Origin of the sequence: Arthrobacter sp. R-11 (assembly GCF_049913155.1) — a bacterium.
Lineage (GTDB): Bacteria > Actinomycetota > Actinomycetes > Actinomycetales > Micrococcaceae > Arthrobacter.
In genome coordinates this window covers 1799713-1813165 of sequence record NZ_CP183979.1, presented here as the reverse complement: position 1 = coordinate 1813165, position 13453 = coordinate 1799713, and the positions used below count along the sequence as shown (strand labels likewise).

Below are 13453 nucleotides of genomic sequence, written 5' to 3'. Positions count from 1 at the left end.
CAGCCGAGGCTCAGGGGTCTTTTCAAGGGCCTCCGGCGAGGATGTCCGCGATCCGCCACCCGCCGTCGACCTTAGAGAGCATCAGCCGCAGCTGCTGCGGCGGCGCCGCCTCCCGTAGACGGACCAGTTTCCCTGACGCATCGCGTTCCTCGAAGCGGGAAGTTTCGACGACGGCGGTAACCGCCGCCCCTCCGTTCCCGGCGAGGCTGGAAACGCGGATGTCTTTCAGGGTGGTCGTGAACCCTGCCAGCACGACCCCTGCCTTTTCCATCTGCGCCCCGATCTTTCCGTCGGCGGCGGCTGCCGGCGAGCCGGCTGCATTGACTTCCGCAAGGAGCTCAAGCCGTCCCGTGCGCAGGGCGGAATCACGGAGGGCGGACAAGCCCTTGATGGCTTCTTCGGGCCGCCCGGAACGCAACTGGGCACGAACCGTCTCGCTGAGGCCGTCACTCACGCGTTCTCCTCGCCCGGTGGCAGGCACACCGCCAGGGTCCGGGATGCCCGCGGGGCCCGGCGCGCTGCTGCCCTGGGCTTCCGTACCGGGCTTCGACGGCGCCGCGGACCACCAGATGCCTCCCGCAAGCAGGAGCGCCACGGCCAGCGCGCCGGCGGCCCCGACCAGGGCCCTCCTCCGGGGTCCTGCCGAGGGCCGTGGCCTGGCCCCTGCAGTGGAAGGCCTGCCGGGAAGCCCGAACAGACGGCGCCCCGCGCCACGCGCCGGCCGCCTGGTCCGGACGCCCTTGCCTGAAGCCGGCCGGCGCCGGGTCAGCAGCTCCGGAACGACGCTGCTGTCCACCGCATCGGAGAGATCCACGGGAGCTGCCGCGGCGCTGCGGTAAACGGCGGCACCGAAGGCCATCGCCGGCGGCCGGGCGGCAGGGTCTTCCTGGAGTCCTGCTTCGATCGCAGCGGCCAAAGCCGCGGGCACCTCCGGCACGAGCAGGGTGAGCGGCGGCCGCCGCGATGAACGTTCGGGAGGCGCCCCGGTGAGGCAGTACCAGGCAAGGGCCGCCAGCGAATAGCAGTCCCGTTCAGGTCGGAGGACGCCGGAATCGCCGCCCGCCGCGGGATCGCTGAATCCCGGCGTCCCCTGGACCGGTGCCGCCCCGGGGTCGCCGAGCATCCGCGCGATGCCCAGGTCAGACAGGAGCGGCTTGCCATGCGCGCTGAACAGGACGTTGCCCGGAGACACATCGGAATGAACGACGCCTTCCTGGTGGAGGAACGCCAGGAGCCGCGCCAGTGGGGTGACGACGGTGACCGTCTCGCCCACGCTGAGCCTTGTCCTCGCGCTGACCAGGCGTCCCAGGGAGCCCCCGGCGGCATAGTCCATCACCAGTCCCGGCAGGCCGTCGAAGCCACCGCCGAGCCGGAGGACGCCATGCAAGCCCAGCAGGTGTTCATGCTGCAACCGGGAGAGGATCCTGACTTCCCGCTGCAGGCCCGCCATGGACTGCGGGTCGGACAGCGGAGATGGTGCACCGGTGAAGCACTTGACCGCGACCTGGCCGCCGTCTCCCGTTGCGGTGGCCAGCCAGACCGAGGCGCTGGAGCCGCGCCCCAGCTCACGGACCGCCTCGTGGCCGGGAATCAACGGGGCATCGGGAATTTCCATGGTTCAAGGATTACCGGAAACCCGGAAATCCCGCAGAAGTTATCCACAGGCAGCCAAATCACCGGTGATGACTGAGAGCTTGGCCACAAAATCATGGCCTGGCACGGACGGGGTCTAAGCTTGAACGCATGACTCTAGAGTTTTCACAACTGGGTCTTGCCCCGGATTTCGTAGATTACTTGCACGGCTGGGACGTGCAGCGCGAAATCCACAACAAGGTTGTTGCCGGCGAGGGACCCAATACCGTCTTGCTCCTGGAGCACGCCGCCGTCTACACGGCAGGCAAGCTGACGGAAGACCACGAGCGCCCCTTCGACGGAACCCCTGTTGTTCCTGTCGACCGTGGCGGCAAACTCACTTGGCACGGTCCGGGACAGTTGATCGCCTATCCGATCATCAAGCTGAAGAACCGTGCCGGCATCCGCGACTACGTTGAACGTCTGGAAGCCACCATGATCGCCGTCATTGAGAATTACGGCATCCGGGCCGAACGCATCAAGGGCCGGGCCGGGGTCTGGATCAAAGCCGACGAAAAAGGCCCGGACCGGAAGATCGCCGCGATTGGCATCCGCGTGCTTGACGGCGTGACCATGCACGGCGTCGCCATCAACTGCAGCAATGACCTCGCTCCCTATGCGCAGATCATCGCCTGCGGCATCACGGACGCCGGGGTCACCACCATGTCCCTGGAGACGGGCCGCACCATCAACCCGGCGGACATCGTCGAACGCTTCGTGGAAGAATTCCGCAAGCACGAAGAAGCACTCGTCCTCAGCCCCGAAGGAGCTATCCAGTGACCCTGGCACCTGAAGGCCGTAAGTTGCTGCGTGTTGAGCAGCGCAACAAAGCGGTACCGGTCGAACGCAAGCCCGAGTGGATCAAGGCCAAGGTCCAGATGGGGCCCGAGTTCGTGGGCCTGAAGAACCTCGTGAAGCAGGAAGGCCTGCACACCGTCTGCGAGGAAGCCGGCTGCCCGAACATCTTCGAGTGCTGGGAAGACCGGGAAGCGACCTTCCTGATCGGCGGCTCCGAATGCACCCGCCGCTGCGATTTCTGCCAGATCGACACCGGCAAGCCCTCCCCCCTGGACCGGCTCGAACCCACCAAGGTCGCCCGCTCCGTCCAGTCCATGAACCTGCGCTACGCCACCGTGACCGGCGTGGCCCGCGACGACCTGGCGGACGAGGGCGTCTGGCTCTACGCCGAAACCGTGCGCAAGATCCACGAACTGAACCCCGGCACCGGCGTCGAGCTCCTCATCCCGGACTTCTCCGGCAACCCCGAGCACATCGCCGCGATCTGCGACTCGGCCCCTGAGGTGTTCGCGCACAACGTCGAAACCGTGCCCCGGATCTTCAAGCGCATCCGCCCCGCGTTCCGCTACGAACGCTCCCTGGACGTCATCACCCAGGGCCGCAACCACGGCATGGTCACCAAGTCCAACCTCATCCTGGGCATGGGCGAAACCCGCGCCGAGATCTCCGAGGCCCTGAAGGACCTGCACGAGGCCGGCTGCGACCTGGTCACCATCACCCAGTACCTGCGCCCCTCCGAACGGCACCTGCCCGTGGACCGCTGGGTCAAGCCCCAGGAATTCGTGGACCTGGCCGACGAAGCCGAAGAGATCGGCTTCCTGGGCGTCATGTCCGGACCCCTGGTCCGCTCCTCCTACCGGGCCGGCCGGCTCTGGGCCACCGCGATGCGCAAGAAGGGCCGCGACATCCCCGACCACCTGGCCCACATCGCCGAAGGCATTCAGGACTCCGGCACCACCCGCCAGGAAGCCCGCACCCTCCTCACCCACGGCGCGTAACATCCATCAAGCCACGGGGACCGGACGCCTTTCAACAGGCGTCCGGTCCTTTGTCATCACGTAGAATTAAAGGCACTATGGCGAAATCCCCTGATTCCAGCAAGCAGACCCCCTCGGCCGCCGACGCCCCGAAGCGCGGGCTGTTCTCCCGCAAGCCCAAAGAAGCCAAGGCCAAGAAGCCGAGCCAGCTCAAGCAAATCGCCGAGGTCTTCAAGATGACCCGCCGGAGCGACCCGCAGGTCGTCTGGTTGATGGTGCTGGCTTTCGTGGGCGTCATCGCCGTCAGCCTGCTTATCGGTTTCCTTCTCCAGAACCCGATCACCGGCCTGATCATCGGCATTCCGCTGGGCCTGCTGGCCGCCGTCTTCATCCTGTCCCGCCGCGCCGAGCGGGCTGCCTTCGCGCAGATCGAAAACCAGCCGGGCGCTTCCGGCGCCGCCCTCGGAACCCTGCGCCGCGGCTGGATCACCGAAGAGCAGCCGGTCGCCGTCAACCCGCGCACGCAGGATGCCGTCTTCCGCGCCATCGGCCGTCCCGGCGTCGTCCTCGTCAGTGAAGGCCCGTCGCACCGGGCCAAGCCGCTACTGGACGCAGAACGCAAGAAGCTCTCCCGCATCCTGCCGAACGTCACCATCCACGTGATCGAAAGTGGCCGGGGCGAAGGCCAGGTTCCCATCAGCCAGATCGCCAAGACCATGAACAAGCTCAAGAATGAGCTCACCAAGGTTGAGGTCAACGCGGTCAGCAAGCGCATCTCATCCCTGGGCAGCAACCGCCTGCCGATCCCGAAGGGCATTGATCCGTACAAGGCACGTCCCCAGCGTGGGCGCTGATTTCCTGCGAATACAAAAAACCGCCTCCATCTTTTTGGGGGCGGTTCTTTTGTATTCGGCAGAGACGGCCGCTACATCCTGATAAGGATCGTGTTCATGGCTTTGTCGTGGAGGCCGCGCTGGTCCGGGTCGAAAATGACGGCGGGAATCACCAGGCAAAGAAGCAACGTCCGCACCAGGGCGGCCAGCGGGCCGGCCGGGCCGCCGCTCAACTTCACCACGTGGATGCCTGCGATGCGGTGCCCGATGCTGTAGCCGAGAGTGCCGATCAGCAGGATTTGCTCGACCGCGAAGACTGCAAGCGTGGCCCACTGGTTACCGGCAAACGCGAAATTGCTGATCAGGAGCGCCAGGCCCCAGTCGATGCAGATGCCAAGGATACGCCGGCCGGCGCGTGCCATGGACCCCGGGCCGGACTCAGGAAGGCCCAGCCGTGCGCCCGGGTACTTTGAAATGCCGGACGTATCCGGGCCGGTGAGCCATGAGCCGAGATCTTTACGGGAAACCACCCAACAAGCTTAACGGTATTACCGGCGGAGGGCGGCCACATGCCGGCCACCGCTGCCCCGCCTTCAGGCACGGCGCCGCGCCGCGTTGCGGACAACGTGGACCCCGGCCCCTCCGGCAAGTAGCGTTTACACAGGAGGCGGTTCTGTAACCTGCCTGAAACAAAGCTGATACTCCCGGGAAATCCCTTTTCCCTAAGGTTGTATGAGTTGCTAGCCACCGCACCGGGGGCACTTTTGTGTGCGCCGCCGGCTTCGGTTTTCGCTGGATCAGACGGCAAATGCCCGTTACCTGTTATGCGTTAGGAGCATAGATGTTCAAGACTGCGGAAGAAGTTCTCCAGTTCATCAAGGAAGAAGACGTCAAGTTCGTCGATATCCGCTTCACCGACCTGCCCGGCGTCCAGCAGCACTTCAACGTGCCGGCCAAGAGCGTTGACCTGGACTTCTTCGTACACGGCCAGCTGTTCGATGGCTCCTCCATCCGCGGCTTCCAGGGCATCGCAGAGTCGGACATGCAGCTGATCCCCGACGTGACTTCCGCGTTCATCGACACCTTCCGCATCGAGAAGACCCTGGCGCTGAACTTCTCCATCGTGAACCCGCGCACCGGTGACCCCTACCACCGCGACCCGCGCGGCGTTGCCGAGAAGGCAGAAGCCTACCTCGCATCGACCGGCATCGCCGACACCGCGTTCTTCGCTCCCGAGGCCGAGTTCTTCGTCTTCGACAACATCCAGTACCAGTCCTCCCCGCAGGGCAGCTTCTACAAGATCGACTCCGAGGAAGCCCACTGGAACACCGGCCGCGAAGAAGAGGGCGGCAACCTCGGCTACAAGACCCCGGTCAAGGGCGGCTACTTCCCCGTCTCCCCCACCGACAAGCAGGCCGACCTGCGTGACGCCATGTGCGTCGAGCTGGACAAGGCCGGCCTCGAGGTCGAGCGCTCCCACCACGAAGTCGGTTCCGCCGGCCAGGCCGAAATCAACTACAAGTTCACCACGCTGACCGCGGCTGCCGATGACCTGCAGAAGTTCAAGTACGTCATCAAGAACACCGCCGACGCCTGGGGCAAGTCCGTCACCTTCATGCCGAAGCCGGTCTTCGGCGACAACGGTTCGGGCATGCACTGCCACCAGTCCCTGTGGAACAACGGCGAACCGCTGTTCTATGACGAGAAGGGCTACGCCGGCCTCTCCGACACCGCACGCTGGTACATCGGCGGCCTGCTGAAGCACTCTTCCGCTGTCCTGGCCTTCACCAACCCGACGGTGAACTCCTACCGCCGCCTGGTCAAGGGCTTCGAAGCTCCGGTCAACATGGTCTACTCGCAGGGCAACCGCTCCGCCGGTATCCGCATCCCGATCACTGGCTCCAACCCGAAGGCCAAGCGCATCGAGTTCCGCGCTCCGGACCCCTCCTCCAACCCGTACCTGGCCTTCGCTGCCCAACTGATGGCCGGCATCGACGGCATCCGCAACCGCATCGAACCCCCGGCACCCATCGACAAGGACCTCTACGAGCTCCCCGCCGAAGAGGCGAAGGACATCCCGAAGGCTCCGGGCTCCCTCGAGGAAGCCCTGGAAGCCCTGCGTGAGGACAACGAGTTCCTGCAGGCCGGTGGCGTCTTCACCCAGGACCTGATCGACACCTGGATCGAGTACAAGTACGAGAACGAGATCAAGCCGCTGGCGCTGCGCCCGAACCCGTACGAGTTCGAGCTCTACTACGGCGTCTAGCTAGATCTCGGGGCTAAACCGGGTGTAGTCCGCAAGGAGTCCGCAAGAATCCCGGTTCCCGAATGAGGAAGGGCCACAGGCATTGCGCCTGTGGCCCTTCTTGTCACCCTGGATGTTGCTGCTCATTTCGTGTTGGACCTGCGTGGGGCCGAGATCCTCCCGATTACCGAAGCACGTCACTTTTCAGCCCCAACGCGAACGTGGGCCGTACTATCGTCCCTATGTCCATCGATTCCGCGCAGGTTCCCAGTGTTCAACCAATGCCGTGGACACGAAACGCTCTCGGGAGACTCGGCAAATGTCTTGTTCGGGGCGAAGACATTCCGGAAGGCTTACCAAACTACGACGACGTAATGCTGTGGTACAACGACCTGACAGGCTTCCTGCACCACAGGGTCGAATCGGTAGATCTGACGCCAATCCTTCCGGACCTCATCCCCGAAATCTCATCTCGTACCAAGACCGTCGACACTCTTACCGAGAAACTGATACGGCACCCGACCTACCAACTGCCCAACATTCAGGACATCTCTGGCGCTCGACTTGAGTGTGACATGACGCTAAAGCAGCAAACCAACGTTGCAAACGCCTTGGCCGCGGCATTGGCCGATGTCGCCGAAGTTGAAATCAAGGACTACCGCACAGAAGCCCACAGCGGATACCGTGCCGTTCACTTGTGGCTGACTTTTACGGAATTGAAGGCGCGAGCCGAGGTGCAGATTCGCACCCACCTGCAGGCCGCCTGGGCAAATGCGTACGAACAGGCCGCTGACAGGTTTGGGCGAGACATTCGATATGGGGCCTTTCCCGAAGAAGAGCCGGGTCGGGCCATTGTGGAGCTCCTGCAACAGATGTCGACGGATAGCGTCGCCGAGATCGAGTCATTACAGGAATCTGTGGCGGAAAGTCTGGAGAGGCTGAAAGCAGCCAAGATGCCGCGTGCCTTCAAAGGCGGCCCAGACAAGCGCCAGGTTCGTCGCCACAAGCGGAGGATGGGCCTTCTGAGGGTGGACATGGAGGACACTGCCCTCCACGTGTATGCTCTCAAGAAGGAAAATGCAAGAAGACTGCTCTTGATCAAAGACGCCCTTAAGGTGCTCCGAGCCGAAGGAGAGTAAGATGCCCGGCTACGTAATTCAATACCACCGGAGTAACGGTGACTACTCGATTGAGACTTATGATGGCCCCAACGGCTCCCGTGACGCCATGCGGCGACGTCTCCAACTGGAGGCCGAACGTACAGACAAGGACATCGAGATCGTCGCGCTAAACGCGAAGTCGCTCGACGCTATCAAGGTCACTCACTCGCGATACTTCCAAGGACGCGAACTCCACCTCACCTAAGAACCTCGCGCTCGGTCAGCGCGGCCACGGGGAATCAGAAGAATGTGGTCGACGAACTATATCGTTCCCCGTTCTTTGTGAGCTCTGACCTTGCAGGCAACCGCGCGGGCTGAATGACGTGGCCTATCGTCTCCCCCGATCGATCACTAATGCGCGGCCCTCGTTTTTCAGGCTCTGCTGCCGCTCCTTCAGGATGTCAGCGACAGGAGCCCGCGCGGACTCTTCTTTGTCCGGCCACATGTGCCCGTAGGTGTCCAAGGTGGTCTTAGCGGATGCGTGCCTGAGGCAACGCTGGACCACCTTCACATCGAGTCCCTTGGCGATCAGCAGCGAGGCGTAGTAGTGCCGCAGGTCATGAAATCGGAAGCCCTCAGGCAGGCCGGCAACCTGCGCCCTGGCTTCGCGAAAGTAGTGCTCCAGCCGGTGCGGGGAGATCCCGCGGCCCCACTCATTCGTGACCAGGGTGTCACTCCCCCATTTCGTGTGATTCTTGGACAGCTCGAGGCTCAGATCCTGCGGGATGCCGATGGGGTTCTTGGATTCCTCGGTCTTCAGCTCAACGCCTGGGTACTGGATGGCCGGCGTGATGATGCCCCGCATCCAATCCACGTCGGAGACCCGAAGCGCGACGGCCTCAGCGACCCTCAGGCCAGCGAACGCGCCAAGGAGCACCGCGGGCCTCAAGCCTTCCGGCATCGCGTCATGGATTCCCCACACCTGCCCCGTGGTAGCCACATACGGGCGCTGCCTCCCGGCCTTCGGCGCCGTGCGGCGGCTCAACGGTGATTTCGGCAGTAGCCCATCATGCACGGCGTCGCTGAACAACTGCCCCATCCTGGAGTGAAGGGCGTAGACAGTGGAATCACCGGCCACAACGCCGACAACAACGGTGTCGTGCATGCCGTGGACATCTTCGTCGGAACCCCCGGAAACCTGAACGAAACCCAAGCCCAGGAGCTCGTGAAATGGCTCGCTGTGGAAGGTCGCAAGGGTGTGATCGACGGGCACCCCGACCGGCTCTACTACATGATCTACCGCGACAAGATCATGGGCGACTGGTCCGGGTGGACCACATGGGACGGTGCCGGGTATGGGCATTACGACCACATCCACATCAGCACGTGCGACCTGTACTGGGGTGACCCGGCACCGATCAGCGCCCTCGACTACGACTCCAAAGCCCCATGGGGCTTCAACGGATCCACCATCAACCCAGCAGGCGATGTGACGCCTGAACCTCAGGAGCTTTTCACCATGGGACAGTACGAGAACCTTCTCAAGCAGATCGGCCTCGGGCACGAGAAGTCGAACAACATCGCCGACCTGCTGAACCGGTCGGTTGCGGCGGACCGGAAGTACCACGGCCAGACCCACGCCAAGGTCAACGCAATCCGCGAAGTCGTGGACCAGATCGCAGCCGGGCAGGGCGTCACCATCGACCGGGCCAAAGTCGAAGCCGCCGCGAAAGCCGGCGCCGCTGAGGCCCTGGCTGAGGGCCTGGACATCAACCTGAACGTGAACGGCAAGGCGACCGTGAACGGCAAGGACTCCTGATGCCCTCTCAGACCAAGCACCCGTGGCGGGCGACCGTCCGCACCGGCCTCGCCGTAGCCCTGCCCCTCCTTGCTGGTGCACCCCTGATCTACCAGGCAGCGACCGGGCACGACCCGGCAGCAGCAACTGGCATCGCTGGTGCCGTGCTCGCCGCATCGGCAGGCATCACCCGCGTCATGGCCCTCCCCGTCGTCAACGCCTTCCTGACCCGCCTCCGCCTCGGAGCCGAACCCAAACCAGACAGCAAACACGAAGCCTGAACCGGCCCCACCGGCAACCGAAGCCCCCACCCTTTTTAGGGTGGGGGCTTTTTCGTTTGTTCGGTTAGTTACTGACTAGTTGCTGTGCACGTTGATGTGACACCCCAAGAACTGCCCCGATGTCCCGGACAGTGACGCCTTGACGCTTCAGGACCATGGCTGCCTCGTGCCGTTCGCGGGCGGATTCGGCACGCAACGCGTCAGCTTTCGCGGCGAGATCTTCCGCTTGACGAAGATGCGCCGCGACCTCGGGGGCATCAAACGTAATTTCAACGTCGAAGTCAGATTCGGGCCGCCCAGTGATCATTGCAGCGAGGTCCCGAACCATTTCTGGGATCTCGGCGACGGTTCTGGCTTGGGTGGTGAGCCCGTCAATTTGGGCGGATTCCACGAACCATGTGCGGCCGTCCCGGGCCGCCGTTACGTGGAGCTTCATTTCGCGTCCTCCCCTTTGGCCTGCTTCATAATTTCCTTGGCCAGCTTCTCGCCTATTTCGTTGTGTCGGGGTACGCAGGTGGTGTTTTCTCCGACGATTACCTGTGTGTGCCGGCCGGGACGTTTTCTGTCGTTCAGGCTCTAGATACGAGCGATCAGAGTCGCCTTCTTTTCCTCGAATTCCTCCGGTGTGACGATTCCTGCGTCGCGGAGCTCGCCGAGCTTGCGCAGTTGTTCGTAGACGTCATCGTTGGCGGCCGGAGCAGGTTGCGTCGGAGCATGGGTCGCGGCGAGATGCTCGCGTACCGTGGCGGTGAATTGCTCCATGGAAGCGGCGTCGTTGATCCACTTGACCGAGACCTTGTTTCCGGAGGCAAAGAACTGTATGGAATGACCCATAAGACTCTTGGACTGCTCGAACGAGGAAACGCTGCGGTACTCGAAGGATTCAAGGTCATAGCCGCCAAGCCGCTTGGAAAAGAAGACAATACGGCCGCCAGTGGCCATGAGAATGCCAGTGCGAACGGTGTCCTTTCCGAGCATCTTGGTCTCATATGCGCCTTGGACTGCAGCGAGAATAACCTCGCCAGGGTTGAGGTGAGGCTGTGCCTGCTCAATGAGTTTGTCGAACTTCGCCATGATGCCCCCATCTATCTGGTTTCAGCGCCACCTGCTGTTAGCGCCCGACAGGACCCCATGCTAGCCCACAGGACATAGGGCGAACAGACTTGTGCGGGTGGCGGCTAAGACGAGGCGAATTGGCCTGCGCATAGGAGGAGAGACCTACCTGCGGATCCGGCTTGCAACAATAATGGGCTCGTGTGCGGACGCCTCGTAATGACGTACTCGGCTGCTGACATCCAGGACTTCTACCTAGTCAGTGAAGTGGTTGACCCCGGTCTAGCGCCTAGCTGGAACGTCGCGCCAACTGACCCGCTCCCGCTGATTGTGGACCGTGCAAGGGAAGGCGAATAGGTCTCCAGGAAGCTCGTGACGGCGCGATGGGGCCTCGTGCCGGCATGGGCGAAGGACACCAAGGGGGCTGCCCGGCTGATCAACGCCCGCATGGAAACCATCACTGAGAAGCCGTCCTTCCGGAAGGCCGCCGCCTCGCGCCGCGGGATCATCCCCAGTGACGGCTACTACGAATGGGAGAAAACCCCCGGCAGCAAGATCCCGACCTACCTACACGACGCTGACGAGAAGCCGCCGGCGTTTGCTGCCCTGTTCGAGAACTGGCCGGATCCCGCCCTTCCTGATGGGCACACCGAGAAATGGTTGCGCACTGCCACGATCATCACGACGTCGGCCACCGACGCGCTCGGCCACATCCACGACCGCACACCATTGATCGTCCCACCGGACATGTGGACCGACTGGCTCGACCCCGACACCAACAAGGAATCAGACGTCCGGGCCCTGCTCGACTCCATCCCCGAGCCGCACCTTGTGCCTCGCGTCGTCAGCGACCGTGTGAACTACGTCCGCAACAACGGACCCGACCTCATCGAACCAGCCGCCTGACTTCCCGCAAAGGGCAAAGCACCTCTAGCGAACCGCGCAGGTCGATGCTGTCGTTGGCTGCATGACCTATCAAGATCCGGAGACGTGTGACTAGGGGGAGGGTATCCGGGTGATGTATCTAAGATGGGCAGCATGGAGAATGTGCTGGCGGTTTGTCCCTTTCATGGTGTGTTCGAGTCGGCCGTTATTCGGATCAGCAACGTCAAGGTGTCCATAACTGGGGGAATCGTTTCGTGTCCGCGGTGCGGGGCTGACTCGAAGATGATGGAGGGAACCTTTAGCTTTCGGGATGGCCTCATAGAAATGCTGAGCGGCCCGCAGTGGACCCGGGACATCGTTGACGAAGCCCGTCGTGCTCTAGCGAATCTCGATCTCGGGAAAGTTCGAACTCCCGAAGCTGCGATCCGGGCGCTGGAGAAGACATCGCCGTTGGCGGCTGACTTGGTGTCGAAAGCGTGGAGCCGTAGCGACAAGTTGGCCCTGTTCACTTTACTCGTCACAACTCTGGTCACTCTTCTGGGGATCTTGGTAAGCCACATGGACGAAACTCAGGCCAAGCCGACGGAGGAAGAGATCGCCATCGTCGTCAAGGAAGTCTTGGATCAAGCCCAAGAGCGGGAAGCACCAGCGGAGTCCCCGAAGTAGATTTCAGCGTCCGGTCTGCGGCGCTTGCCGCACGGGCTGTCAGCGCCGGTCAAGGATGATCCGCCGCCGCACGTCTTCGGCTTGCACCCAGACCTCTTTTGTGCCGGTGTAGTAGGTCTGCGCCCAAGGGATCTGCACAAGGACATGGATGCGCGTCCACGCGTGAGCGAAGCCCTTTGCGGTCTCTTCGGATCCGTCCTCGAAATGGAGCCGGACCCACACGGGGATGGACTCCGGTGCCTCGGTCTTCGCCTCGAAGGCGACCTCCGATGCAGGCACGGAAAGTGGGTGTTTCGGGTTCTCGTTCCGCGGCGCCACCCAGTACGGTCTATCGCTCACACCGCCAGCATGGCAGCGACCTATGACAATGTCAGGCGGCTGGGCTATCCACGTAGATCGCCAGGCGCTGCGCCCTTCCGGAAGCCGGGAGTGCGCAACAGATGAGGCATCCTCATAGCTGTCCGCTTCGCCAGCCACCTCTCCGAGTTCGCCCGACTGGCTACGGAACGCTATTTTCACGATCACCGACATGCTGGAAGATTATGGCCAAACCTTGGATACGTACCGCGCCTGCAGGCTAAGACAGGCGAGAACGACGACCAAGCTTTTCAATCAGTCCAGAGGTCATTTTCTTGCATTATTTTGAACGGCAAAAGTACACATCAATACCACTTTGGCAGGCATCCAAAAATGCCTATATTGTTGCGCCGTGACTCTTTTGGACGCCCGAATTGGGCTCATTATCAAACGCGAACGACAGAAGAAGCGGTTAACCGTATCGGGCCTCGGGAACCTGGTGGGCATCTCGCATCCCACATTAACGGGTTACGAGACCGGGCGGCGGAGGGTGCCACCACATCGTGTCGAGTCTCTGGCGGCAGTCCTTGAGATCGATCCGCGACTCATAGATCCGCTAGCGTCGCAGTCCGGGGAAGCGCCGGGCGTACAACGCGAGCACACTCCCAAGGGGATCGCGGCCGACTAACGGAAGATGCCTTGTAAGCTGCCAAAGCGTGGACCGGGCTACTTGTTCTATCCCCCGGTCCACGCGCCCGAATCGGCGGGGCGTAATAGTCCCTGTCGCTGGTCGAAGACTTTGAGCCCGGTTTTTATCACATCCCTACAAGCACATAAGTAAGTCCGAGTAGATCAATGGACAAGCAAAAGTAAAACGCAGTAGGTAGA

Annotated in this window: 17 protein-coding genes; 11 read left to right on the top strand and 6 right to left on the bottom strand. The window is 62.5% G+C overall.

The features are described from left to right. Positions 1-22: 22 nt before the first annotated feature. Positions 23-1615 (bottom strand): protein kinase domain-containing protein, encoded by a 1593-nt coding sequence (locus tag ACN9M4_RS08200; protein WP_426303040.1) that lies wholly within the window; start codon positions 1613-1615, stop codon positions 23-25. A gap of 128 nt (positions 1616-1743) precedes the next feature. Between ACN9M4_RS08200 and lipB the strand changes: the two genes are divergently transcribed. The 3 genes from lipB to ACN9M4_RS08185 all read left to right on the top strand — a co-directional run bounded on the left by lipB (position 1744) and on the right by ACN9M4_RS08185 (position 4261). Beyond that, positions 1744-2412 carry a lipoyl(octanoyl) transferase LipB gene (gene lipB, locus ACN9M4_RS08195; RefSeq protein ID WP_426303039.1) on the top strand — a complete coding sequence of 223 codons (669 nt, stop codon included), beginning with the start codon at positions 1744-1746 and terminating at the stop codon, positions 2410-2412. Continuing rightward, positions 2409-3428, top strand: coding sequence for a lipoyl synthase (gene lipA, locus ACN9M4_RS08190; protein WP_426303038.1), 1020 nt, complete (start codon positions 2409-2411; stop codon positions 3426-3428). Before lipB ends, lipA begins: the two co-directional genes overlap by 4 nt. A gap of 77 nt (positions 3429-3505) precedes the next feature. Beyond that, complete coding sequence (locus ACN9M4_RS08185) at positions 3506-4261, top strand: DUF4191 domain-containing protein (RefSeq protein ID WP_426303037.1); 756 nt, start codon at positions 3506-3508, stop codon at positions 4259-4261. Positions 4262-4332: 71 nt separating this feature from the next. On the opposite strand, the gene ACN9M4_RS08180 is transcribed toward ACN9M4_RS08185, so the two are convergent. Next, positions 4333-4770: an RDD family protein gene (locus ACN9M4_RS08180; RefSeq protein WP_426303036.1), complete on the bottom strand. Its 438-nt coding sequence runs from the start codon at positions 4768-4770 to the stop codon at positions 4333-4335. A 311-nt stretch (positions 4771-5081) separates the two neighbouring features. Between ACN9M4_RS08180 and glnA the strand changes: the two genes are divergently transcribed. The 3 genes from glnA (at position 5082) to ACN9M4_RS08165 (ending at position 7850) form a co-directional block, all read left to right on the top strand. Next, positions 5082-6506, top strand: a complete 1425-nt coding sequence (glnA, locus tag ACN9M4_RS08175) for a type I glutamate--ammonia ligase (RefSeq protein WP_426303035.1) — start codon at positions 5082-5084, stop codon at positions 6504-6506. Positions 6507-6727: 221 nt separating this feature from the next. After that, positions 6728-7624 (top strand): hypothetical protein, encoded by an 897-nt coding sequence (locus tag ACN9M4_RS08170; RefSeq protein WP_426303034.1) that lies wholly within the window; start codon positions 6728-6730, stop codon positions 7622-7624. Between the two features lie 88 nt (positions 7625-7712). Further along, the gene (locus ACN9M4_RS08165) at positions 7713-7850 is read left to right on the top strand and encodes a hypothetical protein (protein WP_426303033.1); all 138 of its coding nucleotides are present in this window, start codon (positions 7713-7715) and stop codon (positions 7848-7850) included. 123 nt (positions 7851-7973) lie between these two features. Here ACN9M4_RS08165 and ACN9M4_RS08160 read toward each other — a convergent pair whose 3' ends face one another. Further along, on the bottom strand, positions 7974-8675 hold the full coding sequence (locus ACN9M4_RS08160; RefSeq protein ID WP_426303032.1) for a tyrosine-type recombinase/integrase: 702 nt from the start codon (positions 8673-8675) through the stop codon (positions 7974-7976). Between ACN9M4_RS08160 and ACN9M4_RS08155 the strand changes: the two genes are divergently transcribed. Both ACN9M4_RS08155 and ACN9M4_RS08150 read left to right on the top strand, forming a co-directional pair. Beyond that, positions 8655-9404, top strand: coding sequence for a hypothetical protein (locus tag ACN9M4_RS08155; RefSeq protein WP_426303031.1), 750 nt, complete (start codon positions 8655-8657; stop codon positions 9402-9404). The genes ACN9M4_RS08160 and ACN9M4_RS08155 overlap by 21 nt on opposite strands. Next, complete coding sequence (locus ACN9M4_RS08150; RefSeq protein WP_426303030.1) at positions 9404-9664, top strand: hypothetical protein; 261 nt, start codon at positions 9404-9406, stop codon at positions 9662-9664. The genes ACN9M4_RS08155 and ACN9M4_RS08150 overlap by 1 nt, the downstream gene beginning before the upstream one ends. A gap of 64 nt (positions 9665-9728) precedes the next feature. Here the strand turns inward: ACN9M4_RS08150 and ACN9M4_RS08145 are convergent, their stop codons facing one another. Continuing rightward, positions 9729-10100 (bottom strand): hypothetical protein, encoded by a 372-nt coding sequence (locus tag ACN9M4_RS08145; protein WP_426303029.1) that lies wholly within the window; start codon positions 10098-10100, stop codon positions 9729-9731. 140 nt (positions 10101-10240) lie between these two features. Further along, positions 10241-10738 carry a PH domain-containing protein gene (locus ACN9M4_RS08140; RefSeq protein WP_426303028.1) on the bottom strand — a complete coding sequence of 166 codons (498 nt, stop codon included), beginning with the start codon at positions 10736-10738 and terminating at the stop codon, positions 10241-10243. A 351-nt stretch (positions 10739-11089) separates the two neighbouring features. On the opposite strand from ACN9M4_RS08140, the gene ACN9M4_RS08135 reads away from it, so the two are divergent. Both ACN9M4_RS08135 and ACN9M4_RS08130 read left to right on the top strand, forming a co-directional pair. After that, positions 11090-11623, top strand: coding sequence for an SOS response-associated peptidase (locus ACN9M4_RS08135; protein WP_426303027.1), 534 nt, complete (start codon positions 11090-11092; stop codon positions 11621-11623). 132 nt (positions 11624-11755) lie between these two features. Continuing rightward, a complete protein-coding gene (locus tag ACN9M4_RS08130) occupies positions 11756-12268 on the top strand; it encodes a hypothetical protein (protein WP_426303026.1) in 513 nt (170 codons plus the stop codon). 39 nt (positions 12269-12307) lie between these two features. Here the strand turns inward: ACN9M4_RS08130 and ACN9M4_RS08125 are convergent, their stop codons facing one another. Continuing rightward, positions 12308-12607 (bottom strand): hypothetical protein, encoded by a 300-nt coding sequence (locus ACN9M4_RS08125; protein WP_426303025.1) that lies wholly within the window; start codon positions 12605-12607, stop codon positions 12308-12310. Positions 12608-12977: 370 nt separating this feature from the next. Between ACN9M4_RS08125 and ACN9M4_RS08120 the strand changes: the two genes are divergently transcribed. Then, on the top strand, positions 12978-13253 hold the full coding sequence (locus ACN9M4_RS08120) for a helix-turn-helix domain-containing protein (RefSeq protein ID WP_426303024.1): 276 nt from the start codon (positions 12978-12980) through the stop codon (positions 13251-13253). Positions 13254-13453 lie beyond the last annotated feature (200 nt).